The sequence below is a fragment of the Streptomyces sp. NPDC048566 genome (genome assembly GCF_043199735.1).
Lineage (GTDB): Bacteria > Actinomycetota > Actinomycetes > Streptomycetales > Streptomycetaceae > Streptomyces.
The window spans coordinates 222,161-246,038 of sequence record NZ_JBICWL010000003.1 but is presented as its reverse complement, the minus strand read 5'-3'; the positions used below and the strand labels follow the sequence as shown (position 1 = coordinate 246,038).

16 protein-coding genes and 1 pseudogene are annotated in these 23,878 nt (G+C 74.7%); 14 read left to right on the top strand and 3 right to left on the bottom strand.

What is annotated here, in order from left to right; translation table 11 throughout:
• Positions 1-45: 45 nt before the first annotated feature.
• Together malQ and ACGFS9_RS07945 are read right to left on the bottom strand one after the other, a co-directional pair.
• Entirely contained in the window at positions 46-2,217 is a 2,172-nt protein-coding gene (gene malQ / locus ACGFS9_RS07950) for a 4-alpha-glucanotransferase (RefSeq protein WP_393251477.1), read from the bottom strand.
• Positions 2,218-2,487 carry a hypothetical protein gene (locus tag ACGFS9_RS07945; protein ID WP_393251476.1) on the bottom strand — a complete coding sequence of 90 codons (270 nt, stop codon included), beginning with the start codon at positions 2,485-2,487 and terminating at the stop codon, positions 2,218-2,220.
• Between the two features lie 481 nt (positions 2,488-2,968).
• On the opposite strand from ACGFS9_RS07945, the gene ACGFS9_RS07940 reads away from it, so the two are divergent.
• Both ACGFS9_RS07940 and ACGFS9_RS07935 read left to right on the top strand, forming a co-directional pair.
• Positions 2,969-6,040 carry a beta-N-acetylglucosaminidase domain-containing protein gene (locus tag ACGFS9_RS07940; protein WP_393251648.1) on the top strand — a complete coding sequence of 1,024 codons (3,072 nt, stop codon included), beginning with the start codon at positions 2,969-2,971 and terminating at the stop codon, positions 6,038-6,040.
• Positions 6,041-6,067: 27 nt separating this feature from the next.
• Positions 6,068-6,451: pseudogene (locus tag ACGFS9_RS07935) on the top strand (ABC transporter permease); the annotation flags it as partial.
• A 163-nt stretch (positions 6,452-6,614) separates the two neighbouring features.
• Here ACGFS9_RS07935 and ACGFS9_RS07930 read toward each other — a convergent pair.
• Positions 6,615-7,151: an HNH endonuclease gene (locus ACGFS9_RS07930; RefSeq protein WP_362969766.1), complete on the bottom strand. Its 537-nt coding sequence runs from the start codon at positions 7,149-7,151 to the stop codon at positions 6,615-6,617.
• A 271-nt stretch (positions 7,152-7,422) separates the two neighbouring features.
• Between ACGFS9_RS07930 and ACGFS9_RS07925 the strand changes: the two genes are divergently transcribed.
• The 12 genes from ACGFS9_RS07925 to ACGFS9_RS07870 all read left to right on the top strand — a co-directional run bounded on the left by ACGFS9_RS07925 (position 7,423) and on the right by ACGFS9_RS07870 (position 23,878).
• On the top strand, positions 7,423-8,526 hold the full coding sequence (locus ACGFS9_RS07925; RefSeq protein WP_393251475.1) for a mechanosensitive ion channel family protein: 1,104 nt from the start codon (positions 7,423-7,425) through the stop codon (positions 8,524-8,526).
• 391 nt (positions 8,527-8,917) lie between these two features.
• The gene (locus tag ACGFS9_RS07920) at positions 8,918-10,129 is read left to right on the top strand and encodes an ROK family protein (RefSeq protein ID WP_393251474.1); all 1,212 of its coding nucleotides are present in this window, start codon (positions 8,918-8,920) and stop codon (positions 10,127-10,129) included.
• Positions 10,130-10,246: 117 nt separating this feature from the next.
• Positions 10,247-11,584 carry an ABC transporter substrate-binding protein gene (locus ACGFS9_RS07915; protein ID WP_393251473.1) on the top strand — a complete coding sequence of 446 codons (1,338 nt, stop codon included), beginning with the start codon at positions 10,247-10,249 and terminating at the stop codon, positions 11,582-11,584.
• A 7-nt stretch (positions 11,585-11,591) separates the two neighbouring features.
• Positions 11,592-12,533 (top strand): carbohydrate ABC transporter permease, encoded by a 942-nt coding sequence (locus ACGFS9_RS07910; protein WP_393251472.1) that lies wholly within the window; start codon positions 11,592-11,594, stop codon positions 12,531-12,533.
• Positions 12,534-12,536: 3 nt separating this feature from the next.
• Positions 12,537-13,430 (top strand): carbohydrate ABC transporter permease, encoded by an 894-nt coding sequence (locus tag ACGFS9_RS07905; RefSeq protein WP_393251471.1) that lies wholly within the window; start codon positions 12,537-12,539, stop codon positions 13,428-13,430.
• 2 nt (positions 13,431-13,432) lie between these two features.
• A complete protein-coding gene (locus ACGFS9_RS07900) occupies positions 13,433-14,698 on the top strand; it encodes a 6-phospho-beta-glucosidase (RefSeq protein ID WP_393251470.1) in 1,266 nt (421 codons plus the stop codon).
• The gene (locus ACGFS9_RS07895; protein WP_393251469.1) at positions 14,695-15,708 is read left to right on the top strand and encodes an N-acetylglucosamine kinase; all 1,014 of its coding nucleotides are present in this window, start codon (positions 14,695-14,697) and stop codon (positions 15,706-15,708) included. Before ACGFS9_RS07900 ends, ACGFS9_RS07895 begins: the two co-directional genes overlap by 4 nt.
• A 245-nt stretch (positions 15,709-15,953) precedes the next feature.
• Positions 15,954-17,435 (top strand): hypothetical protein, encoded by a 1,482-nt coding sequence (locus ACGFS9_RS07890; RefSeq protein ID WP_393251468.1) that lies wholly within the window; start codon positions 15,954-15,956, stop codon positions 17,433-17,435.
• Between the two features lie 17 nt (positions 17,436-17,452).
• Positions 17,453-18,472 (top strand): glutamate ABC transporter substrate-binding protein, encoded by a 1,020-nt coding sequence (locus ACGFS9_RS07885; protein ID WP_393251467.1) that lies wholly within the window; start codon positions 17,453-17,455, stop codon positions 18,470-18,472.
• Positions 18,473-18,540: 68 nt separating this feature from the next.
• Positions 18,541-19,875 carry a hypothetical protein gene (locus tag ACGFS9_RS07880; RefSeq protein ID WP_393251466.1) on the top strand — a complete coding sequence of 445 codons (1,335 nt, stop codon included), beginning with the start codon at positions 18,541-18,543 and terminating at the stop codon, positions 19,873-19,875.
• An 85-nt stretch (positions 19,876-19,960) separates the two neighbouring features.
• Positions 19,961-22,450 (top strand): tetratricopeptide repeat protein, encoded by a 2,490-nt coding sequence (locus tag ACGFS9_RS07875; RefSeq protein ID WP_393251647.1) that lies wholly within the window; start codon positions 19,961-19,963, stop codon positions 22,448-22,450.
• Entirely contained in the window at positions 22,451-23,878 is a 1,428-nt protein-coding gene (locus ACGFS9_RS07870) for a PP2C family serine/threonine-protein phosphatase (RefSeq protein ID WP_393251465.1), read from the top strand.

The window sequence follows — 23,878 nt, the reverse complement described above, 5'->3', positions numbered from 1 at the left end:
GCGAACACCCGGACGGCCCGCGCGCCCGGGGGTGCCGTACGAAGGTCAGGGACCTCCGCCCGGTCCCGGCCCGGCCCCGCCGCCCGAGGCGCCCCCCGCGGCCCGCGGCGCGGCGCTCTCCGCCCGGAGGACGCCGAGGAGGGCGTGCAGCCGGGGGGACGCGGCGAGGTCCTCCAGCGTCACCGGACGGCCCTCGGCGTCGGCGATCGGCAGCCGCCAGTTGGGGTACTGGTCCCAGGTTCCCGGCAGGTTCTGCGGGCGCCGGTCGCCGACGGTGTCCGGCAGCCAGACGCCGACCATGCGGGCCGGCGTGCGCAGCAGGAAGCGGTGCACGGCCTGGATCTCGGCCTCCTCCGCAGACGCTGGGCTGCCGCCGGTGGTGCCGTGCAGCAGGCCGAGCCGGGACAGCACGGCGAGCCACTCCCGGGTGTCGGCCGCCGCGGCGGCCCGCTCCTCGTCGAGGGTGCCGAGCAGCAGGCCCAGGGAGGCGCGGAGTTCGACGTGGTCGCCGGTGAGCCGGGCGGCCGTGGACGGCAGGTCGTGGGTGGTGGCGGTGGCCAGGCAGTCGGCGCGCCAGCCCTCGGGGGGCAGCGGCTGCCCGTCGCCCTCCCAGTCCCGTTCGAAGAACAGGACGGACGTGCCGAGCACGCCCCGCTCCCGGAGCCTCTCGCGCACGCCGGGCTCGACGGTGCCGAGGTCCTCGCCGATGACCAGGGCCCCGGCCCGCGACGCCTCCAGGACGAGGACGGCGAGCATGGCCTCGGCGTCGTAGCGGACGTAGGAGCCCTCGGTGGGCGGCCGGCCCTCGGGAACCCACCAGAGCCGGAACAGGCCCATGACGTGGTCGATGCGCAGGGCGCCCGCGTGCCGCAGCAGGGCCCGCAGCAGGCGGCGGTAGGGGGCATAGCCGGACGCGGCGAGCCGGTCGGGCCGCCAGGGCGGCAGCCCCCAGTCCTGGCCGCGCGCGTTGAAGGCGTCCGGCGGCGCCCCGACGGACATGCCGGCCGCGAAGCAGTCCTGCTGGGCCCAGGCGTCGGCGCCGTCCGGGTGGACCCCGACGGCGAGGTCGTGGACGAGTCCGACGGCCATGCCCGCGTCGCGGGCGGAGCGCTGGGCGGCGGCCAGCTGGGCGTCGGTGAGCCAGGCGAGCCGGCTGAAGAAGTCGACGCGGTCCATCAGCTCGCCGCGCGCCCGGGCGGTCTCCGGCGACCGGGGGTCGCGCAGTCCGGCGGGCCACTTGTGCCAGTCGGAGCCGTGCACCTCGGCGAGCGCGCACCAGGTGGCGTGGTCCTCCAGGGCCTGGCCCTCCTGGGCGAGGAAGTCGGCGTAGGCGGCCCGCCGGCCGGGGCCGAGCGGCACCGAGCGCAGTGCTTCCAGCGCCTCGCGCTTGAGTTCCCAGACGGCGTCGCGGTCGATCAGCGCGCCCTCGCGCAGCACGGCCGCGCGCAGCCGCCCGGCCCGCTGCGGCAGCGTGCGCAGCAGGTCGCCGTCCTCGGCGTAGGGGTACTCGGGGACGTCCTCGACGCGCAGGTGCACCGGGTCGGGGAAGCGGCGGGAGGAGGGCCGGTACGGGGAGGGGTCGGTGGGATCGCCGGGCACGGCCGCGTGCAACGGGTTGACCTGCACGAACCCGGCGCCGAGCGCGCGCCCCGCCCAGGCGGTCAGCTCGGCGAGGTCCCCCAGGTCGCCCATGCCCCAGGAGCGGTGGGAGAGCAGCGAGTACAGCTGGACGAGCAGGCCCCAGGTGCGTCCGGGCGGCGCGGGCAGCCGGGTGGGGGCGACGACGAGGTGGGCCTCGCCGGTGCGGCCGTCGGGGGCGGTGGCGTGCAGCACGTGGACGCCGGGGGGCAGGCCCTCGGCGGAGGCGCGCGTCTCGCCCTGCTCGGTGGTGACACGCAGCACGGTGCCCGCGGGCAGCGCGTCCAGTCCGGCGGGGGCGCGGTCGCCCCAGCCGACCAGGGTCGGCGGCAGCAGCCGCCGTGCCGCGTCCGCGGCGTGGCGGGCGAGGGCGGCGGTGACGGCGTCCGGGGTGCTCGCGTCGACGCCGAGGGCGGCCAGGATCGCGACGAGCGCGGTGTCCGGGGCGGCGACCGTGCGGTCCGGGGAGGGGCTGTAGGCGGGGGCGACGCCGTGCAGTTCGGCGAGCCGCGCCAGCGCGGTCCGCGGGGCCGGTTCCGATGGCGTCCGCCGCGGCTCGGCGGGCCCACTGGCTGCCACCTAGAACCCCGACGCGACGCCGGTGGAGATCGGTTCGCTCGTCAGGTGCGCGGCGTCGGCCAGCGGCGGCTCGCTGGTCAGCGGCTCCGCGTCGGGCAGCGGCGGCTCGCTGGTCAGCGGCAGCTCGGTGCCGGCGCCCTCCGCGCTGAGCAGGAAGAGTCCGGCGCCCTCGGGCTCGGTGGACGCGCGTCCGCCGCGCTGGCCCGGAAAGGACGGCTCGGTGTCAGGTTTGGACAGGGCGGACAGGAGCAGGTGAGCCGATGCGGCCACGGGGGCCTCCTTGGTCGAGTCGTACGGTGTCCCGGGACGGTCCGGCGGTCGCCGGCACGGCGTGCCGGACGGGTCGCCCGGGTGGTCACCCGCAAGCCCTACCCACAGGACGCGACGGCAGACGTCCTCGGGCAGGCAACGTGGCCCTGGTCACACTCCGGGGCCGCCCGGCGTCTCCGGCCACCCTTACAGGCTGGGTCAATCCTGACACTTCGGCCACTCTCGTTGACACCCTCACCACCCGGATGGTGGGCTCGTCGCCACTCCGGCGCGGCGGCCGGGCGGCGAGCTACGAGGGGGCACCGTGCGACTCCGGCGGGGCAAGGGGGCGACCGCGCTGGCGTTCGCCGTGGTCGCGAGCGCGCTCGGCACGGCTCCCGTAGCCGTCGCGGCGCCCGACGGTCCGGGCCTCGCGGCCTCGACGGACGATGGCGACCCCGTCGGCGGCACGGCGCCCTCCGTGTGGCCCCGCCCGCAGTCGATGCGCGCCACCGGGGCACCGGTCGCGGTCCCCGAGGACGTGGTCCTGGTCACCGGACCCACGGGCGCCCCGGCCACCGCGACGGCCGCGGAGCCGTACACCCCCGGCACCCCGTTCGCCCCGTACGCACCCGGGGTCACCCCCGTCCGGCCCGCTCCGTCCTCCCCGCCGGCCTCGGCCTCCTCCGGCTCCCCGGACGGCACGCTCGACCCGTACGCCGTCGAGGCGTTGCGCTCGGTACTGCGGGAGGCGGGCGCGCGCAGGATCGACACGGCGCGCGAGGGGGACGACCTGCCCGCGCACGCCCTGGTGGTGCGGGTGGGCACCGAGGCGGCGCACACCGGCCGCTGGGGCGCGGGCTCGGCCGCGGGCGCCGGAACGAGCGCCCTGGAGCGGTCGCTCGCCGCGCTCGGCGCGGCCCCCCGGGCCGATCTGCCCACCGGCGGCTACCGGCTGGCCGTGGGCCGGGCCGGCGGGCGCGCCACGCTCGCGCTCGCCGGGGTCGGGGAGGACGGCCTCTTCCACGCGGTGCAGACGCTCCGCCAGCTGGTGCGCGCGGACGGCACGATCGCCGGGGCGGTGATCCGGGACTGGCCCGGCACCGCCGTGCGCGGCACGACCGAGGGCTTCTACGGCAGCCCGTGGACCGGCGAGCAGCGCCTGGCCCAGCTCGACTTCATGGGGCGGACCAAGCAGAACCGGTACGTCTACGCCCCCGGCGACGACCTCTACCGGCAGGCGCGCTGGCGCGAGCCGTACCCGGCCGGGCAGCGCGCCCACTTCCGGGACCTGGCGGAGCGGGGGCGGCGCAACCACGTGACGCTGACCTGGACCGTGGCCCCCGGGCAGGCGATGTGCTTCTCCTCGGACGCCGACGTCAAGGCCCTCACCCGCAAGCTCGACGCCATGTGGGCGCTCGGGTTCCGGGCGTTCCAGCTGCAGTTCCAGGACGTCAGTTACAGCGAGTGGCACTGCGGGGCGGACGCGGACGCCTTCGGCTCCGGCCCCGAGGCGGCGGCCCGGGCCCAGGCCCGGGTGGCGAACGCGGTGGCACGGCACCTGGCCGCGCGCCACCCGGACGTGGCGGCCCTGTCCCTGATGCCGACGGAGTACTACGAGGACGGCTCGACGGACTACCGGCGCCGGCTGGCGGACGCGCTGGACGAGGGCGTCGAGATCGCCTGGACGGGCGTCGGCGTGGTGCCGAAGACCATCACCGGCGGCGAACTGGCCCGCACCCGCGAGGTGTTCGGCGACCACCGGCTCGTCACGATGGACAACTACCCCGTCAACGACTACGCGCAGGACCGCGTGTTCCTCGGTCCCTACCAGGGCCGCGAGCCGGCGGTGGCGACGGGCTCGGCGGCGCTGCTGGCGAACGCGATGCCCCAGGCCGAGGCGTCCCGCATCCCGCTGTTCACCGCCGCCGACTACGCGTGGAACCCGCGCGCCTACCGCCCCCAGGAGTCCTGGAAGGCGGCGATCGAGGACCTCGCGGACGGGGACGCCCGGCGGGCCGGCGCGCTCGGCGCGCTGGCCGGCAACGAGGCGTCCTCGGTGCTCGGGGGTGAGGAGTCGGCGTACCTGCGTCCGCTCGTCGCGGCGTTCTGGCAGGCGCGCGCGACCACGGACCGGGCCGCGAACGACAAGGCGGCCGAGCGGCTGCGGGCGGCGTTCACGGTGATGCGCGAGACCCCCGGGCGGCTCGCCGGACGCCCGGTCGCCGCCGAGGTGGAGCCCTGGACGGAGCAGTTGGCCCGCTACGGGCAGGCCGGCGAGACGGCCGTGGACCTGTCCGCCGCGCAGCGGCGGGGCGACGCCACGGCCGCGTGGACGGCGTACCGCACCCTGGGGCGGCTGCGCGCCGAACTGGCGGCGAGCGGGGTGACGGTCGGCAAGGGCGTGCTGGACCCGTTCCTGACCCGGGCCCGCACCGCGTACGAGCGGTGGGCCGGCCTCGGCAACGACACGTCGGCCGGAGCGGACGACGGGGCGGGGCCCGGCCTTGCGGAACCGGACGGGAGCGGCCCGGCGGGCGGCGGGAGCCGGGAGGACACCGGAGGGGACCGGACCGAAGCGCCGGGCGGCGACCCCGGGAAGCAGGACGGCGGGGCGGGCGAGGAAGCCGACCCCCGCGTCCTGACGCTCCCGCACCCCCGGACGCTGACCGCCGTGAGCGTGCTCACCGAACCCGGCGTCGCGGGGTCCGTCGAGGCGCACGTGCCCGGCGAGGGCTGGCGGCGCCTCGGAGAGCTGGCGGCGGGGGGCGCGACGGAGATCCACACGCCGGACGTGCGCGCGGACGCCGTCCGGGTCGGCGGACCCGCCCGCGACCAGGTCCGCCACGTGGTGCCGTGGTTCGCCGACTCCCCCGCGGCCGAGCTGGAGTTGAACCGCTCGACGGCCGACGCGGAGATCGGCGGCAGCGTGCGGGTGACGGCCCGGGTCACCTCGCTGCGCCCCTCCGACGTGCGCGGCGAGCTGACCGCGAAGGCTCCCGAGGGCATCCGGGTCGAGGTGCCGCGCGGTTCCCCGACCCTCCCGCGCGGCGCGGTCGTCGACACGCCGGTCGAGGTCACGGTGGCGCCGGGCACCCCGGCGGGCACCTACGAGGTGCCGGTCGCCTTCGGCTCCGCCACCCGCACCCTGACCGTCCGCGCCTTCCCCCGGACGGCGGGCCCCGACCTGGCACGCACCGGCACGGCCTCCTCGTCCGGCGACGAGACCCCGGACTTCCCGGCCTCGGCGGCCAACGACGGCGATCCGGAGACCCGCTGGTCCTCCCCCGTCGACGACGGAGCCTGGTGGCAGGTGCGCCTGGCCGAACCGGCCCGCGTCGGCCGGCTCACCCTGCACTGGCAGGACGCGCACCCCTCGGCGTACCGGGTGCAGGTCTCCGCGGACGGCCGGGTGTGGCGCACGGCGGCCACCGTCAGCGACGCCCGGGGCGGCCGGGAGGAGGTCCGCTTCGACGAGCGGGACACCCTTTTCGTCCGCGTCCAGGGCATCAAGCGGGCCACCCGCTACGGCTACTCGCTCTGGTCGGCGGGGGTGTACGCGGTCGCGGAGTGACCTCCGCCGGGTGCTCGGGGGACGGCCAGCGCCGGGATCGGCCTCACCGGCGCGGCCGTCGCGCTCGGCCTCGCCCTCACGTTGTCGGGTCTCGCCGTGGGAACGGCCGAGTCGGTGGCCACGCGCCGGCACGGCCTCGCGGCGCAGGTCGCGGCGGGTGTCCCGCAGGCCGTGCTCGGCCGCGCGCTGCTCCTGGAGACGGCGCTGCCCCTCGCGCCGGGGCTGGCCGTCGCCGGCGCCGGCGGCTTCGGCGTCGCGCTGTGGTACGGGCGGCTCACCTCAGCCGCCACGGTCCCGGTGCTCCCGCTCGTCGTCCCCCTCGCCGTCTACGCGGCCTGCCTGCTGGCCGCGGCCACGTCCCTGCCCCTGCTGCGCCGCTCGATGCGACCCGCGGAGCTGCGGCGGCCGTAGGGCGAGGCGGCGGCGCGGCCGGCGAAGGCCGCGGCCCCGGCCGCGCCCACCGGGCCGGCGGGTACGCGCCCGCGCCCTGCCCGCCGGACGGCACCGGGGCCGTCCGGCGGGCAGGGCGCGCGGCGTGCCGCAGGTGCCGCCGGCGACGCAAAAGCCCGGATCGTCAGGCTGAAATGCCGTCGATCCGGGCCATCGCGTCGTCCGCGCCGTAGGGCTGCAGGTAGGGCAACCAGCGCGGGTCCCTGTGCCCGGTTCCGATGATGCGCCAGGCGAGTCCCGTCGGCGGGGCGGGTTTGTGGCGCAGGCGCCAGCCGATCTCCACCAGGTGGCGGTCGGCCTTGGTGTGGTTGCAGCGGCGGCAGGACGCCACCACGTTGTCCCAGGCGTGCTGACCCCCGCGGGAGCGCGGGATGACGTGGTCGACGCTGGTTGCGACGCCACCGCAGTACATGCACCGGCCGCCGTCGCGGGCGAACAGCGCCCGCCTGGTCAGCGGGACGGGCCCCCGGTAGGGGACCCGCACGAACCTCTTCAGCCGGACCACGCTGGGTGCGGGGACAGTAACGGTCGCGCTGTGCAGGAAGGCGCCGGATTCCTCGAGGGAGACGGCTTTGTTCTCCAGGACGAGGACGAGCGCGCGGCGGAGCGGTACGACGCCGAGCGGCTCGTACGACGCGTTGAGAACCAGGACGTGCGGCACGGATGCCTCCTTGTACGCCGGCGGCGCGTGGCTCGCGCCGGGACGATCTGTAGCCAGTCTCTCCTCATGCCTGGTGGAAGCGCCACCATGTCCCGGTAACGGGCTGGGAGTGTTTTCGACCACACCCCGTACATCCCCAGGTGAGCACCGTCTCTCCCGCCGGGAAGACAACGATCCGCCCACGATGCCCCGTTAGTGTGGTGAGTCTGCCCGAAAGGCGCCGCGTACGTCCCCGGCCCCGGGCGGACCGCACACCGTGGAGGTACCTGCCGTGTCCCTGACCGTCCTTTCGGCCCCGGCCGCCGATTCGACGCCCTCGCCGTCGCCGACGACGACCGAGCGGATCGCTCCCACGCTCCAGGACGCCCAGGAAGGCGCGACGAACGCCGCCAGCTGGGTCGAGGAGAACTGGTCGACCTGGCTGGCGATCGGTCTGCGCGTGCTGCTCATCCTGGTCATAGCCGTGGTCCTCAGAGCGGTCGTGCGGCGGGCGATCACCAAGCTCATCGACCGGATGGGCCGCACCGGCCAGACCATGGAGGGCACGGCTCTCGGGGGCCTGCTGGTGAACGTCGAGCGCCGCCGCCAGCGCTCCCAGGCGATCGGCTCGGTGCTGCGGTCGGTCGCCTCGTTCCTGATCATGGGCACCGCCGCGCTGATGATCCTCGGCACCTTCGAGATCAATCTGGCGCCGCTGCTCGCGTCGGCCGGTGTGGCCGGCGTGGCGATCGGTTTCGGCGCCCGGAACCTGGTCACGGACTTCCTCTCCGGCGTCTTCATGATCCTGGAGGACCAGTACGGCGTGGGCGACACGATCGACGCGGGTGTCGCCTCCGGCGAGGTCGTCGAGGTGGGGCTGCGGGTGACGAAGCTGCGCGGCGAGAACGGCGCGATCTGGTACGTCCGCAACGGCGAGGTCAAGCGCATCGGCAACCTCTCGCAGGGCTGGGCGACGGCGAACGTCGACGTCACCGTCCGCGCGAGCGAGGACCTGGACCACGTCCAGTCCGTCCTGCACGACGTCGCCGAGACGGTGGGCAAGGAGGAGCCCTGGAACGAGCGCCTGTGGGGCCCGATCGAGATCCTCGGCCTGGACAGCGTGCTCCTGGACTCCATGGTGGTCCGCGTCTCGGCCAAGACCATGCCGGGCAAGGCCGCGTCCGTCGAGCGCGAACTGCGCTGGCGCATCAAGCGGGCCTTCGACGAGGCGGACATCCGGATCGTCGGAGGGCCGGCGGTCGAGGCGGAGGAGGAGGCGGCCGACCCCTCGGCGGGCGTGGCGGCCCCCTCGGCCCACGCCAACCCCACCTCCCCGCAGTCCCTCGCGGCGGCGCCGATCGTTCCGGCCCCCGCCCCACCGAGCACCACCAAGTAGTCCCGCCGAGCACCACCAAGTAGTACGGCCCCGTAGTACGGCTCTCCCACCCTCGGGCGGCACGGCGGCGCCCGGTCACCCGGCGGGCGCCGCCGCTTCACGTCCACCCGCCGGGGCCCGCCGACGCACGCACGCCCCCTCCCTCGTGCCCGCGCCCCGCGCCGCACTTCTCCGCCGCGCCACCCCGCGCGATCCCGCTCCCCGTTCCGGGCGGCGGGACGGCGCGGGTAACGAGTCGGTTGCCGCGCGGGCGCATTCCCTTGACGCCCCGCCCGCCTGCGGCCTACTTTCCTCCCACGGCGATAGGAAACTTTCCTAACAGTGGTGGGCGGGGTGGACTTCCCGCGGTCGCCCCTGAAAAGCTGGCCGAGAAGGGCAGGTGGCGACAGACATGGCAGGAACCGCCGGCACGCCGGGCACCCCGCGCGTCCTGCGCGCCATGAACGACCGGGCCGCACTCGACCTGCTGCTCGCGCACGGCCCCCTCTCCCGGACCCGGATCGGCAAGCTCACGGGCCTGTCCAAGCCGACCGCCTCGCAACTCCTCGCCCGGCTGGAGGCGGCGGGCCTGGTGCTGGCCACCGGCACCAGCGAGGGCCGGCCGGGCCCCAGCGCCCAGCTGTACGCGGTCAACCCGGGCGCCGGCCACGCGGCGGGCCTGGACGTCACCCCCGAACGCATCCTCGCCGCGGTCGCCGACATCACCGGACGGACGGTCGGCTCCTTCGAGCTGCCCACCCCGGGCCGCCGGCCGGCGCAGCCCGTGGTGCGCCAGGTCACCGACGCCCTCGACGGCGCGGTGAAGGCCGCCGGGCTCACCCGGGACGACGTCCGCCGCCTGGTCATCGGCACCCCCGGCGCGTTCGACCCCGGCACCGGCCGGCTGCGGTACGCCTCGCACCTGCCCGGGTGGCACGCCCCGACGCTGCTCGACGACCTGGCCGCCGCCCTGCCGATGCCCGTCGAGTACGAGAACGACGTCAACCTCGTCGCCATCGCCGAGCAGCGGCTCGGCGTCGCCCGCGGGCACGAGGACTTCGTCCTGCTCTGGAACGAGGACGGTCTCGGCGCCGCGCTCGTCCTCGGCGGCCGGCTGCACCGCGGCTGGACCGGCGGCGCGGGCGAGGTCGGCTTCCTGCCGGTGCCCGGAGCGCCCCTGGTCCGCCAGGTGACCCGGGCGGGCAGCGGCGGCTACCAGGAGCTGGCCGGCTCCCAGGCGATCCCGAAACTGGCCCGCGACCTGGGCATCGAGGACCTGCCCGCGGGCCCGTACACCGAGGTCGCTGCCACCGCCGTGGAGCGGGCCGCGGCCGTGGGGGACGGCCCCTACCGGCGACTCCTGGAGACCTACGCGACCGGGCTCGCCACCGGCCTGGCCTCCCTGGTCTCCGTACTGGACCCCGAACTGGTCGTGCTCAGCGGCTCCTCGCTCACCGCGGGCGGCGAACCGCTGCGCGCCCTGGTCCAGGCCGAGCTGGCGGAGCTGGCCGCCGCCCGGCCGCACCTCGTGGTCGGCGACGTCCGCGACCAACCCGTCCTGCGCGGCGCCCTGGAGAGCGCCCTGGCAGCCACCCGCGACGAGGTCTTCGACACCTCCCGCTGACCCCCGCCACCCCCACCGGCACCCATCCGGCCCCGGCGTCCGCGCCTCGCTCCGCCCCGCCCCGCCGATCCGCACGTCGTCCCGTTTCCGCCCCGTCCTTCGCAGGGAGACCTCGTCATGCCCGGAATGTCCCGAAAGGCGGCTGTCGCGCTCGCCGCCTCCGCCTCGATAGCCCTCCTCGCCACCGCGTGTACCGGCCAGTCCGACGCGGGCGCGAGCGACGACGCGTCCAAGGAGCAGACCATCAACTTCTGGCACGCCTGGAGCGCGCCGGGCGAGGTCAAGGCCGTGAAGGCACTGGTCGCCGGCTTCGAGAAGGCGCACCCCAACATCCACGTGAACGTCGTCGCCGACATGACGGACGACAAGATCAACCAGGCGCTGCGGACCGGCGGGGCCAAGGCACCCGACGTGATCTCCTCGTTCACCACCAACAACGTGGGCAGATTCTGCTCCTCGGGCGCGCTGGTCGACCTCAACCCGCTGTTCGAGAAGGCGGGCGTCGACCCGGAGGCGACCTTCCCCCGGGCCATGAACGAGTACACCCAGTTCGACGGCGACCGCTGCACGGTGCCGCTGCTCGGCGACGCCTACGGCCTCTACTACAACAAGACCGCCTTCGCGAAGGCCGGGATCTCCGCGCCGCCGAAGACCTGGTCGGAGTTCGAGAAGGACGCCAAGAAGCTCACCGTCACCAAGGGCGACTCCTACGCGCAGCTCGGCTTCATGCCGAACTACCACGGCTGGGAGTCCACGACCGAGCACTACTTCGGGCAGTTCTCGCCGACGTACTTCGACAGCAGCGGCAAGTCGAACGTCGCCAAGGACCCCGCCTTCACCGCCGGTTTCACCCTCCAGAAGAAGCTGGTCGACGAGCTCGGCGGCTTCAAGAAGCTGGAGACCTACCGCTCCAAGCTCGGTGACGAGTGGGGCCCCAAGCACCCCTTCCACACCGGTCAGGTCGCCATGCAGCTCGACGGCGAGTGGCGGCTCGGCATGGCCGAGGAGACGAAGCCCGGCTTCGAGATCGGCGTCGCCCCGCTGCCCGTCCCGGACGACCAGGCGGACCAGTACGGCAAGGGCTACATCACCGGCACGATCGCGGGTATCGCGGCGACCAGCAAGAAGCAGAACGCGGCCTGGGAACTGATCAAGTACATGACCACGGACACGGACGCGGTGGTCGGCTTCGCCAACGCCATCCACAACGTGCCCTCGACGCTCGCCGCCCTCAAGTCGCCGAAGCTGAAGTACGACCCGCGGTTCAAGACGTTCCTGGACATCGCGTCGAACCCGAACTCGACGACCACGCCGGCGTCCATCAACGGCGGCACCTACCTCGTGACGCTGCAGCAGTTCGGATACGACTACGAGAGCGGGAAGACGAAGGATCTGAAGGCGGGCCTCGCGTCCACCGCCCGGCAGATCGACACGGACATCGCGCAGGCGAAGTAGCCACACGATGAGCACTGTCACGCTGGCTTCGAAGCGCCGCAGGGCGGCGCTTCGCACTCTCGCCTTCATGTCGCCCTGGCTGATCGGGTTCGCGGTCTTCTTCGCCTACCCGCTCCTGTCCACCGTCTACTTCTCCTTCATGCACTACGACGGCTTCAAGCCGCCGACCTGGGCCGGGACGAAGAACTGGACCTACGTCTTCGAGAACTACCCGCTGTTCTGGCCCGCGTTGCGCAACACGCTGTGGCTGGTCCTCGTGATGGTCACCCTGCGGGTCCTGTTCGGACTCGGCGTGGGCCTGCTGATCACGAAGATCAAGACGGGCACGGGGGTCTTCCGCACCCTGTTCTACCTGCCCTACCTCGCCCCTCCGGTGGCGGCCACCATGGCCTTCGCCTTCCTCCTCAACCCCGGCACCGGACCGGTCAACTCGCTCCTGGAGAAGGTCGGTGTACCGGCTCCCGGCTGGTTCAACGACCCGTCCTGGTCCAAGCCGGCCCTCACCCTGCTCGCCCTGTGGGGCATCGGCGACCTGATGGTCATCTTCATGGCCGCGCTGCTCGACGTGCCGACCGAGCAGTACGAGGCCGCCGAGCTGGACGGAGCCTCCGCCTGGCAGCGCTTCCGGTACGTCACCCTGCCGAACATCTCGCCCATCGTGATGTTCGCCGTGGTCACCGGTGTGATCCAGACCATGCAGTACTACACACAGCCGCTCATCGCCGGGAAGGTCGCCTCGGGCGTCATCCAGGGCGCCGGCACGCAGTTCGAGCCCGGCTATCCCGACAAGTCGACGCTCACCCTGCCCCAGCTCGTCTACAACCTCGGCTTCCAGCGCTTCGACTACGGCTCCGCCTGTGTGGTCGCGCTCGTGCTGTTCGCCCTGTCCATGGTGTTCACCGCGTTCCTGATGCGGCGCCGGGGCGGTCTCATCCAGGCAGGTGACTGACCGATGACCCACGTACTCGACAAGCCGGTGGAGTCGGCGAAGGCCGTCTCCCCCGCCGAACGCACCGCCCGGCGCAAGGCGCTCCTGGAGTGGGTGGCCGTGCACTCGCTCGGTCTCGCCGCCGCCCTCTTCTTCGTCCTGCCCTTCGTGTTCGTGTTCCTGACCTCGCTGATGAGCGACAGCCAGGCACTCAGCCGCGACCTCATCCCGCACACCTGGGAATGGGGCAACTACAAGAAGGTCTTCGACACCCCGGGCTTCCTCACCTGGTGGAAGAACACCCTGCTGTACGCGGGCTTCGGCACCGTCCTGACCGTCGTCTCGTCGGTCCCGGTCGCCTACGCGCTCGCCAAGTTCCGCTTCCGCGGCCGGAACCTGTCCCTGATGCTGGTCATCTCGATGATGATGCTGCCGCCGCAGGTCGTGATCATCCCGATGTACCTGTTCTGGGCCAAGCAGCTCGACCTGTCCGGGACGCTGTGGCCGCTGATCATCCCGATGGCGTTCGGCGACGCGTTCTCCATCTTCCTGCTGCGCCAGTTCCTGATGACCATCCCGAACGAGTACCTGGACGCCGCCAAGGTCGACGGCTGCGGGGACCTGCGCACCCTGCTGCGGGTCGTCCTGCCGATGGCCAAGCCCGGCATCGCGGCCGTCGCGCTGTTCCAGTTCTTCTACGCCTGGAACGACTACTTCGGCCCGCAGATCTACGCCTCCGAGAACCAGAGCGCCTGGACCCTGTCCTACGGCCTGGAGTCGTTCAAGGGCGCGCACCACACCGACTGGAATCTCACCATGGCCGCGACCGTTCTGGTCATGGCCCCCGTGATCCTCGTGTTCTTCTTCGCACAGAAGGCGTTCGTCGAGGGCGTCACGCTCACCGGAGTGAAGGGTTAACCATGAAACTCACCGTGGTCGGCGGAGGGTCGACCTACACCCCCGAACTCATCGACGGCTTCGCCCGGTTGCGGGACACGCTGCCGGTCGAGGAGCTGGTCCTGGTGGATCCGGCGGCCGAGCGTCTGGAGCTGGTGGGCGGTCTGGCACGGCGCATCTTCGCCAAACAGGGCCACCCCGGCCGGATCGTCACGACCTTGGACCTCGACGCGGGCGTGGAGGGCGCCGACGCGGTGCTCCTGCAACTGCGCGTCGGCGGCCAGGCGGCCCGCCAACAGGACGAGACCTGGCCGCTGGAGTGCGGCTGCGTCGGGCAGGAGACGACGGGCGCGGGCGGCCTGGCCAAGGCGCTGCGGACCGTTCCGGTGGTGCTGGACATCGCCGAGCGGGTCCGCCGCACCAACCCCGACGCGTGGATCATCGACTTCACCAACCCGGTCGGCATCGTGACGCGCGCCCTGCTCCAGGCGGGCCACAAGACGGTCGGTCTGTGCAACGTGGCGATCGGCTTCCAGCGGAAGTTCGCCGGCCTGCTCGGTGTCTCCCCCGCCGACGTGCACCTCGACCACGTGGGGCTCAACCACCTCACCTGGGAGACCGGGGTGCGCCTCGGCGGCCCCGAGGGCGAGAACGTCCTGCCCAAGCTGCTTGCCGAGCACGGGGACTCCGTCGCCGACGACCTCCGGCTGCCGCGCAGCCTCGTCGACCGCCTGGGTGTGGTCCCCTCGTACTACCTGCGCTACTTCTACGCGCACGACGCCGTCGTCGAGGAGCTGCGCACCAAGCCCTCCCGTGCCGCCGAAGTGGCGGCGATGGAGCGTGAGTTGCTGGAGATGTACGGCGATCCGGCGCTCGACGAGAAGCCGGAACTGCTGGCCCGCCGCGGCGGCGCCTTCTACTCCGAGGCCGCCGTCGACCTCGCCGCGTCGCTGCTCGGCGGGGGCGGCAGCCCCTACCAGGTGGTGAACACGTACAACCGGGGAACCCTGCCGTTCCTCCCGGACGACGCGGTGATCGAGGTGCAGGCCGCGATCGGTGCCACGGGTCCGACGCCGCTCGCGGTGCCGGCCGTGGACCCGCTGTACGCGGGCCTGATGGCGAACGTCACGGCGTACGAGGACCTCGCGCTGGAGGCCGCCCTGCGCGGCGGCCGCGACCGGGTCTTCCGAGCCCTGCTCGCCCACCCCCTGGTCGGCCAGTACGCCTACGCCGACGCCCTGACCGACCAGCTGATCGCGCACAACCGGGAGCACCTCGCGTGGGCATGACCTCGACGGCGACCGGGGCCGGGACGGCCGCCGGGCCCGGCCCCACCGGACTCGTCCTGGCCATCGACGCGGGGAACAGCAAGACCGACGTCGCCGTCGTCGCCGCGGACGGCCGGGTGGCCGGCGGCGCGCGCGGCGGCGGCTTCCGGCCCCCGGTGGTCGGCGTCGAGCCCGCCGTCGACGTGCTCGCCGACGCCGTGCGGCGGGCGTTCGCCGAGGCCGGCGTCACCGGTGTCGAGCAGGTTTCGGCCTGTCTCGCCAACGCCGATCTGCCGGTGGAGGAGGAGCGGCTGGCGGCGGCGCTGCGAGCCCGCGGGTGGGGCGCGGACGTGGCGGTCCGCAACGACACGTTCGCGGTACTGCGCGCGGGGATAGCCGAGCCGCGGGGCGTCGCCGTCGTGTGCGGCGCCGGCATCAACTGCGTCGGCATGCGCCCCGACGGCCGCACCGCGCGCTTCCCCGCCATCGGCCGCATCTCCGGTGACTGGGGCGGCGGCTGGGGTCTGGCGGAGGAGGCGCTGTGGCACGCCGCACGGGCCGAGGACGGCCGGGGCGGGCCCACCGCCCTGTCCCGCACCCTGCCCGCGCACTTCGGCCTGGACTCCATGTACGCGCTGATCGAGGCGCTCCACCTGGAGCACATCGGCCTCGCCCGGCGGCACGAGCTGACGCCCGTCCTGTTCGCCACCGCGGTGGACGGCGATCCGGTGGCCCGCGCGCTCGTCGACCGGCTCGCGGAAGAGGTCGTCGCCCTGGCCACGGTCGCGCTGACCCGCCTCGACCTGCTCGCGGAGGAGACGCCCGTCCTGCTCGGCGGCAGCGTCCTGGCGGCACGTCACCCGCAACTCGACGAGAGGATCGGCACGCTCCTGGCCGCCCGCGCCCCGAAGGCGGTCGCCCGGGTGGTGTCCGCCCCGCCCGTGCTCGGTGCCGCGCTGCTCGGGCTGGACCGCGCGGGAGCCGGGGAGGAGGTCCAGGCGCGCGTGCGCTCCTTCTACGCGGCGGACTGACCCGGCCGGCGATCCGGCGCCGGGGTGCTCCGGCCGGGGAACCGAAGCGCACCGCACCACGTGTTCATGAGAGGGGGGCGGCGCGGGCCGGTGCGTGCCGCGCCCCGATCCGAACAAGATCCAGGCAAGCCCTGTGCGGATAGCGGTCCCGGCGGCGATACTTGCCGCCGGGCGCCCGCGCCGCACGGTCCCGCGGGCCGGGTCCGCGGGGGCGTGACCGGACGGATGACCATGGGGGAGGTCACGTGACACAGCCGCCGAAGGGCAGCGCGGCGCCGCCGGGGCGGGGCGCGCCGACGATGCCCGCCGTGCCGCCGCGGTCCGTGCCTCCCGCGCCGCGCGGCCCGTCGGGCCCCGCCCCGGGACCGCGGCCGGCGACGGGCGGCGGTCCGGCCGCGCCACCGCGCCGCACGGCGTGGTCGGAGGGCGTCGACCGGCTGCGGGCCGCCGCGACGACGGAACCGGGGCGGCTGCGCGCCATCGGCGCCTTCCTCGCCGTGCTGGTGGTCGCGTTCGGGGCGGTGACCGCCGTGCAGATGACGCAGCGATCGGACGCCGCGGACAACGTGCTGCACCGCAGCCAGCCGCTGAGCGCGAGCGCCGCCGACATCTACCGCTCGCTCGCGGACGCCAACACCGCGGCGGCCAGCGGCTTCCTGGCGGGCGGCCAGGAGACCGGGGAGACCCGCGACCGCTACGAGCGGGACATCCGCACGGCGGCGGCGAAGCTGATCACCGCGGCCAACAGCTCCGAGCCCGGCTCCCCCGCGGCCGTCACCATCTCCCAGCTGAACGAACTGCTGCCCGAGTACAAGGGCCTGATCGAGCGTGCCCGCGCCAACAACCGGCAGGGCTACCCGCTGGGCGGCGCCTATCTGCGGTACGCCAACGACACGATGCAGAACCGGATGCTGCCGAAGGCCCAGCTGCTCTACACCCGTGAGAACCAGCGGCTGGGCGCCGACTACGCCGACGCCACGCCCTACCCGTGGGCCGCGATCGCCCTCGGCCTCGTCGCGCTCGGCGCCCTCGGGTGGGCGCAGCGGCGCAACTACCGCCGGACCAACCGGGTGCTGAACCAGGGCATGGCCGCCGCGACCGCCGCGACCGCCGTCGTCCTGCTGTGGCTCACGGTCGGGCACAGCGTCGCCCGCGCCGGACTCGACGCCTCCTACGACCACGGGGTCCGCTCCCTGAACGTGCTGCACGACGCGCAGATCGCGTCCCTGAAGGCGCGCGGCAACGAGAACCTCACGCTGGTCAGCCGCGGCGCGGAGACCACGAAGAACGCCGACGGCCAGGTCGTCGACCTGTACGACAGCGAGTTCGACACGGAGATGGGGTCGCTCACCAAGGGCCTGGCCGTGGCGGCGGGTCTCGCCGACGACGCGGCGGGCGAGCGGCCGGTGCGGACCGCGACGTCGAACATGGAGGAGTGGAAGCGGCGGCACGCCGCCGCCCGCCGGGCCGACCAGGACGGCCGCTACCAGGACGCGCTCGACAAGGTGATCGGCTCCGCGGACAAGAAGCCGACGCGTGCCTGCTTCGACGGGGTCGACACCAACCTCACGCTCGCCCTCACGCACGAGCAGGCGGAGTTCCGGCGGGCCGCGGGCGACGGCCTGGGGGCCCTCACCGGGCTGCCGGCCGGCGCGGCGGTGCTCGCGGTGCTGGCGGCGGCGGGCGCGCTGCTCGGTGTCGGACGCAGACTTTCGGAGTACCGGTGACCGGAGGAGGAGCGGCGATGATCGCACGGCGCCTGAGGGCGAGCCTCCGCGGCTGGGGCGGGGTGGGCGCGATGGCCGCCGCCTGCGCGGCCGCCCTCGTCCTCGCGCTGCTGCTCCCGCTGAGCGACCCGCGCGGGCAGACCGGCCTCGGCGGCCGGGGCACGGCGCGGGGCGCCCAGGCCAGGGCGGAGAAGTGCACCGACCCGCAGGACGAGAGCCTCGCCCCGTCGGGCGCCGACGGCCCCTCCATCGACGCCATCAAGGCGCGCCCAGACCGGCGGCTGATCGTCGGCGTCGACCAGAACAGCTACCACTGGGGCTACCGCGACCCCAACAACCCCCGGGCCGGGAGCGACCTGGAGGGGTTCGACATCGACCTGGTGCACGCGATCGCCCGGGACATCCTCGGCGACCCGGACGCCGTCCAGTTCCGCGCCATCCCCACCGACCAGCGCATCCCCGCCCTGCGCAACGGCACCGTCGACATGGTGGTGCGGACCATGACGATCACGTGCGACCGGCTGCGGCAGGTGGCCTTCTCCGCGCCCTACTTCAGGACCGGCCAGCAGGTCCTCGCCCCCGCCGGGTCCACGATCAGGGGATACGACAAGACCCTCGCGGGGAAGCGGGTCTGCGCGGCGGCGGGGTCCACGGCCCACGACCGGCTGGCGGCGGACCGGCGGGAGGGCCGGCCGGCCCCCTCGGTGTCCGTCACGACCGTGCCGAACCAGCTGGACTGCCTGGTGCGGCTCCAACTGGGCGAGGTGGACGCGGTGGTGACCGACGGCGCCCTCGCCGCGAGCCAGGCGGCCCAGGACCCCACGGTCGAGCTGAAGGGCGACACCTTCACCACCGAGTACTACGGCGTGGCGATGCAGCGCGGCTCCGAGGACCTGGTACGCCGGGTCAACCGGGTCCTGGCGGACTACCGCGAGGACGGCTGGCGGCGCTCCTACGACCGGTGGCTCGCCGCGACCCTCGGGCCGGACTCCCCCTCGGAGGATCCGCCCACCGCCCGGTACGGGCGACCGACCTGATACCACTGGAGAGTCGGCCGGGCGCGCGGCCGGCGCGCGACGGACGGACAGGAAGCGAGAGGTGATCGATGGGCGTCACGGGACCCCCCGGGCCGGTGATGGACCGGGACGAGGCGGACCGTGCGCTGGCGCGCCTCGGCGCGGAGCACGAGGCGATCGAGACCTCGCTGCTCGCCCTCCAGGACCACGCCGGCCGCCGGCTCCTCGAAGGCGCCGAACTGACCGGCACCACCAAGGAGCGCTGGACGGCCGCGGACGCCTCGATCACCCTGCTGTGGGCCTACTTCGACGCGTACTCGGGCGCGCTGCGCTCCGCTCGCGAGATCCGCTCGCGGCGCCGCTGGTCCAGCCGCGAGGACCTGGTCGAGCTGACCGAGCTGCTGCGCGGTCCGGGGGTCACCGTCGCCGGTTCCGCCACCGCCGCGGCGAACGCGCCGACCCAGGCCGGCACCGGGAAGCTCAGCGAGCGCTTCACGCTGACGGCGCTGGTGGACCGGATGAACGAGCTGTACGCCTCCTCGCTCGACCTCGTGGTCAGCGCGGACGCCGTGTGGTCGGCGCTGCCCGCCCGGATCGACTTACTGGCCGCGGAGCTCCAGCGCACCCGGCGGCTCGCCCACTCGGTGGGCGTCCGCCCCGGCGAGCACCCCTCGGGCGACGACCTGGAGCGGATCACCCGGACGCTGACGGCCCTGCGCGATCGGGTCGTCTCCGATCCGCTGGCCTTCTGGGCTCCCGCGCAGGGGAGTTCGGCCCCGGGCGGCGGCCGGCCCGACACGACCGCCTACGACCGGGAGGCGCGCGCGCTGGAGGATGTGCGCCGGGAGATCGACGCGGTCCTCACCGTCCGGCAGGACGCGGAGGCGCGGCTGGTGAAGCTGCGGGACGTGCTCGGCCGGGCGGACCGCACGCTCGCCGAGGCCCGCAGCGCCCGCGGTGAGGTGCTCGCCAAGATCGCCGCCTCGGAGGTGCCGGCCGTGTCCGGTCCGCCGACCGCGCTGCAGGAACAGCTCGCGAGGGCGGCGGAGTACCGCAGGCACGCGCAGTGGCACCGCCTGTCCCCCCTGCTGGAGGCGCTGGAGGAGAAGGCCGAGGACGAACTGCTGCGTGCGCGGGAGTCGTTGACGGCCGTCACGGCGCCGCTCGCGGTCCGGGCGGAGCTGCGGGGCCGGCTCGACGCGTACAAGGCGAAGGTCGCCCGGCTCGGCTTCGCCGAGGACCCGTTCCTCGTCGAGCGCTACGACGCGGCGCGGCGCATGCTGTGGAGCGCCCCGTGCGACCTCCGGGTCGCGGAGGAGGCGGTGCTGCGCTATCAGCGGGCCGCCGCGGAGGTGCTCGGCCCGGCGGTGCCGGAGCAGGGCGGGCCGCGCGACCGGGCGGAGCGCGGGGGGCCCGACGCGTGAGGCGGAGAGGGGGTGCGGCGTGAGTGAGCACGCTGCGGGAGGGCGCGCATGTCAGCGGCCCGGTTGTGCGGGCGCGTACGAGGACATGGGCGGCGGCGAACTGTACTGCGACACCTGCGGGCTCGCCCCGGTGGTGTCCGCGACGGGGACGGTGGGGTCGCCCGCGACCGGCGTGACGGCGGGCGAGGGCGGCTCCCCGGGTTCCGCCGGGAGCGCCGCGGACGGTTCGCGCGGCTCCGCCGGGAGCGCGGGCGCCGGTGCGCGGGCCGGCACGCGGACGTCGTCGCGTTCCTCGCGGTCGCGGCGGTCGGTGTCCGGACGGCTGTCGCACGCGCTGTCGGGCGGTTCGACGGGCCGTTCGGTGTCGGTGCGCAGTTCGGGCTCCACCGCGGCCTCCTCCGGCCGGGGACGGCTCGGCGCGGGGCTCGTCGAGGTGCCGGGCGTGCCGCGGCCCGACCCGCGCGAGATGGTTCTGGACGACCCGGAGGTCCCCGAGCGGAAGCGGTTCTGCTCGCGCTCCGACTGCGGGGCCCCGGTGGGGCGGGCGCGCGGCGACCGGCCCGGCCGCACGGAGGGTTTCTGCACCAAGTGCGGCCACCCGTACTCGTTCGTGCCGAAGCTGCGGTCCGGTGACGTCGTGCACGGCCAGTACGAGGTGGCGGGCCCGCTCGCGCACGGCGGGCTCGGCTGGGTGTACCTCGCCGTCGACCGTGCCGTGTCCGACCGCTGGGTGGTCCTCAAGGGGCTGCTCGACACCGGCGACCAGGACGCGATGGCCGCGGCGATCTCCGAGCGGCGGTTCCTCGCGGAGATCGAGCACGCCAACATCGTGCGGATCTACAACTTCGTGGAGCACCTCGACCAGCGGACGGGTTCGCTGGACGGGTACATCGTCATGGAGTACGTCGGCGGCAAGTCGCTGAAGGAGATCGCCAACGCCCTGCGGACACCGGAGGGCAGGCGCGACCCGCTGCCCGTGGAGCAGGCCTGCGCGTACGGCATCGAGGCCCTGGAGGCCCTCGGCCACCTGCACAGCCGCAACCTGCTGTACTGCGACTTCAAGGTCGACAACGCCATCCAGACCGAGGACCAGCTCAAACTCATCGACATGGGCGCGGTGCGCCGGATGGACGACGAGGAGTCGGCGATCTACGGCACGGTGGGCTACCAGGCTCCCGAGGTCGCCGAGGTGGGCCCCTCGGTCGCCTCCGACCTCTACACGGTCGCCCGGACCCTCGCGGTCCTCACCTTCGACTTCCAGGGCTACACGAACGTCTTCGCGGACTCCCTGCCCGACCCCGGGCACATCGAGGTCTTCCGCCGGTACGAGTCGTTCTACCGGCTCCTCGTCCGCGCCACCGACCCGGACCCCGCGCGCCGGTTCGCGTCGGCGCAGGAGATGGCCGAGCAGCTGACGGGCGTGCTGCGCGAGGTGGTGTCCCTCCAGACGGGGCGGGCACGGCCCGCGCTGTCCACGCTGTTCGGTCCGGAGACGAAGGTCACCGACACGCAGCTGTTCGGGACGGAGACCGGGGAGGTGTCACGGCTCGGGGCCCGGCCGGTGCCCGTCCGCGGGCGCGGGGCCGCGGCGTCGACCGGCGCGGCCGGGCCGCCGGACGGCGCGGCGCTCGTGCTTCCCGTGCCCGCCGCCGCGGCGGCGCTCGCGCTGCCCGCCCCGCGCGTGGACCCCGGCGACCCGAACGCCGGTTTCCTCGCCGGGCTCGTGGCGTCGGCGCCCGCGGAGCTGATCGCGGCGCTGCGCGCGGCCCCGGCCGACTCCCCGGAGCTGCGGCTGGGCGAGCTGCGGGCCCGCCTGGAGATGGGGGAACTGGCGGCGGCGCGGGACGCGGTGGAGGCGCTGGAGGCGGAGCACCCGGACGACTGGCGGGTGGTCTGGTACCGCGGTGTCACGGCGCTCGCGACGGGCGCGCACGAGATCGCGGCGCTGTCCTTCGACGCGGTGTACGACGCCTTCCCCGGCGAACCCGCTCCGAAGCTGGCCCTCGGTCTGTGCGCCGAGGTGCTCGGCCAGCCGGACAACGCCGCCGAGTACTACCGGCTGGTGTGGACCACGGACCCCGGCCACGTGAGCGCCGCGTTCGGCCTCGCCCGGGTGCGGCTCGCCGCCGGGGACCGCCCCGCCGCCGTCCGCACCCTGGAGTCCGTGCCCGAGTCGTCGATCCACTACACGGCGGCGCGGGTCGCCGCGGTGCGGGCACGGCTGCGGCGCAGGCCGGTCGAGGAGGCCGCCGCGCCGCCGTTCCTGGACGAGCTGACGGCCGCCGCCGGACAGGTGGAGGCGCTCGACGGGTTCGGGCTCGACGCCGTGCGGCGCGAGCGGTTGTCGACGGAGGTCCTCGGGTGCGCCCTGGACTGGGTACTCTCCGGTGGCCGGGGTTCCGCTCCGGCCGGCGGAGGCGGAACCGTGCTGCTCGGCAGCGCGTTGGACGAACGTGGCCTGCGTTTCGGCCTCGAACGTTCGTACCGGACGCTGGCCCGGCTCGCGCGGGACGGCGAGGAGAGGATCGACCTGGTGGAACGTGCCAACCGTTACCGCCCCCGGACGTGGGTGTGATTGATGTCCCAGATGCCCCAGCCGACGGCCCTGTCGCGGTGCCCCAGTTGCGCGGAGCCGCTGGAGGCGGGTGACCGTTTCTGCGGCGCGTGCGGCCACGACCTGTCGGCGGTGCCGGCACCACCGCGGGACGAGCCGGCCGCCGCCGTCGACGGTGCCGCCTCGGGCCCGCCCGCGGCGCCCCCGGTGGACTGGCCCGCGGCTCCGGAGACCGACAGCTCCGACGTGCCGGCACCGGTGCACGCCGCGGCCGACATCCGGGGTACCGACTCCGGCGGTTCCGAACTCCCGCACCCGGAGCAGCCGGACGGCGTGCCGGCCGCGCCCCGCGCGGACGGCACGGCGGGGCGGCCCGCCGGCGTGCGCTTCGACCGTCCCCCCGAGCCCGACGCCTACCCGCTCGCCCCGCCGTCCGCCGGCGACCGCGCGGCCGGCCCCGCGGCCACCGCAGCCCCGGCGCCGGGAACCGCGGCAGACCCCCGCACCGCCGACCTCCCGGCACCGCCGTCCGCCGGAAAGACGTGTGTGGCGTGCCGATCGGGGCAGGTCGACACCGACGGATACTGCGAGAACTGCGGTCACGCGCAGCCACGGGAACGGGACCACATGGAACAGGAGTTGGGGGCGGTCGCCGCGGTCACCGACCGCGGGCTGCGCCACCACCGCAACGAGGACGCCTTCGCGGTCTCCTCCACCGCGCTGCCGGACGGCTCGCCGGCCGTCGTCGCGATCGTCTGCGACGGCGTCTCCTCGGCGACCCGCCCCGACGAGGCGTCCCTCGCGGCGTCCCGCGCGGCGAGCGAGTCCCTGATGGCTGCCCTGCCGCTGGGCACCCACCCGCAGACGGCCCTGCACGAGGCGATCGTCGCGGCCTCGGAAGCCGTCAACGCGCTCGCCGACCCCTCCACCGACCAGGGCGACCACGCCCCGCACGTGAACGCGCCCGCCTGCACCATCGTGGGCGCCGTCGTCACCCCGGCCCTGCTCATCGTCGGCTGGATCGGCGACAGCCGCGCCTACTGGGTGCCCGCCGACCGCACCTCGATGCCCGCCCGGCTCACCGAGGACGACTCGTGGGCCGCCCAGATGGTCGCCGCCGGCCTGATGGACGAGACCCAGGCGTACGCCGACGAGCGCGCCCACGCGATCACCGGCTGGCTCGGCGCCGACGCCTACGAACTGGAGCCGCACACCGCGTCGTTCAAGCCCGACCGGCCCGGCGTGGTGATCGTGTGCACCGACGGACTGTGGAACTACGCCGAGACGGCCGCGGAGCTGGCCGCGATCGTGCCGGCCGACGCCGCCGAACGGCCGCTGCACAGCGCGCGGGTCCTGGTCGGCCACGCCCTCGACGGCGGGGGCCACGACAACGTAACAGTGGCGGTTCTGCCGTTCCCCGCCCCCGCGCAGGGGGCAGGATCGGCCTGA